Here is a 1,210-nt window from a genome sequence, read left to right as displayed (position 1 = left end):
ATAACAGCCTTTGTAACTGGCGGCCTTTGCCGGTATTTGCGAGGCGGGGGACGATATGGCGCAACAGGAATCGATCAATGTGCTGGTGGTGGAGGATGACGCCGCAGCGCGCGCCAACATCGCCGCTATCCTCACCCAGGCAGGCATGGTCGTGGATCAGGCGGAGGATGGCCGCATCGGCCTGCACCGTGCGGGCAGCGGCGCGCACGACGTCATCATCCTCGACCGGATGCTCCCGCACCTGACCGGCATCGACATCGTTACCCGCCTGCGCGTCGCCGGGATCGGCGCGCCAGTGTTGATGCTCTCCGCGCTCGGCCGCAGCGAACATCGCGTCGAAGGCCTGGAAAGCGGCGTCGACGATTATCTCGCCAAACCATTCGAACCCGATGAGCTGGTCGCCCGCGTCCGCGCGCTGTGGCGCCGGGCCAGTCGCTCCACCCATGATCCGGTGCTGCTGTTCGGCGATCTCGAATGCCATGTGAAGGCGCGCACCGCCTTTCGCCAGGGTCGCCACCTCGCGCTCTCGCCCAAGGAGTTCGAGCTGTTCCGCTATCTGATGGACCATGCGGGCGAAGTGGTGACGCGCGAGATGCTGCTGCGCCATGTCTGGAAACTCAGCTTCGATCCGCAGACCAATGTGGTGGACGTCAATGTCGGACGCCTGCGCCGCAAGTTGGAGGAGGGGTTTGACGGCCCGGTCCTCGAAACCGTGTGGGGCACCGGCTATCGCCTGATCGCTGCCGGATCGCCGGGATCGCCGGATGCCTAAACCCGACCTGTTCCGCTCGGTATTCGGCCGGGTGATGTTGTCCGCTTTGCTGGTCAGCCTCTTGTCCACGCTGGCCCTGTTCCTGGTGGTGCGCAATATCGTCGCGGCTGATGGCCGGGCGATGCTGGCGCGCGAGGTCGATACCGACCTCGCCGGACTGGCCGACATTCAGGTCAGCGGTGGCACCGCCGAACTGCGCGCGCGCATAGCCGATCGGATGGCGGTGGAGCGGGAGGATGGCGAGCGCGGATGGTATCTGCTCGTCGATGGGGCCGGGCGTCGTCTGGCGGGCAATCTCGACCGCTGGCCTGCCATCGCGCCTGAAGTGTCGGAGGCGCGCTTCGTGCCCTTGCCCGGCGGCGACACGATGTTCGCGCGCGCGACCCGGCTGGGCGGGGACACGCGGCTGCTGGTCGGGCGCAGCAATTATCGGGGGGA

General features: G+C 66.7%; 1 protein-coding gene and 1 pseudogene. Both read left to right on the top strand.

The window, feature by feature from the left end:
* Window positions 1–55 precede the first annotated feature (55 nt).
* A complete protein-coding gene (locus IL54_RS02125) occupies window positions 56–772 on the top strand; it encodes a response regulator transcription factor (protein WP_037472736.1) in 717 nt (238 codons plus the stop codon).
* Window positions 765–1,210 (top strand): annotated as a pseudogene (locus IL54_RS02120) (sensor histidine kinase); the annotation flags it as partial. The gene IL54_RS02125 and the pseudogene IL54_RS02120, both read left to right, overlap by 8 nt.

The sequence above is a fragment of the Sphingobium sp. ba1 genome, assembly GCF_000743655.1.
GTDB lineage: Bacteria > Pseudomonadota > Alphaproteobacteria > Sphingomonadales > Sphingomonadaceae > Sphingobium.
This window is presented reverse-complemented; position numbering and strand designations above follow the sequence as displayed.

Coding starts and splice junctions, on each gene's coding strand:
- IL54_RS02125 (WP_037472736.1), top strand. CDS start 56: ATGGCGCAACAGGAATCGATCAATGTGCTGGTGGTGGAGGATGACGCC.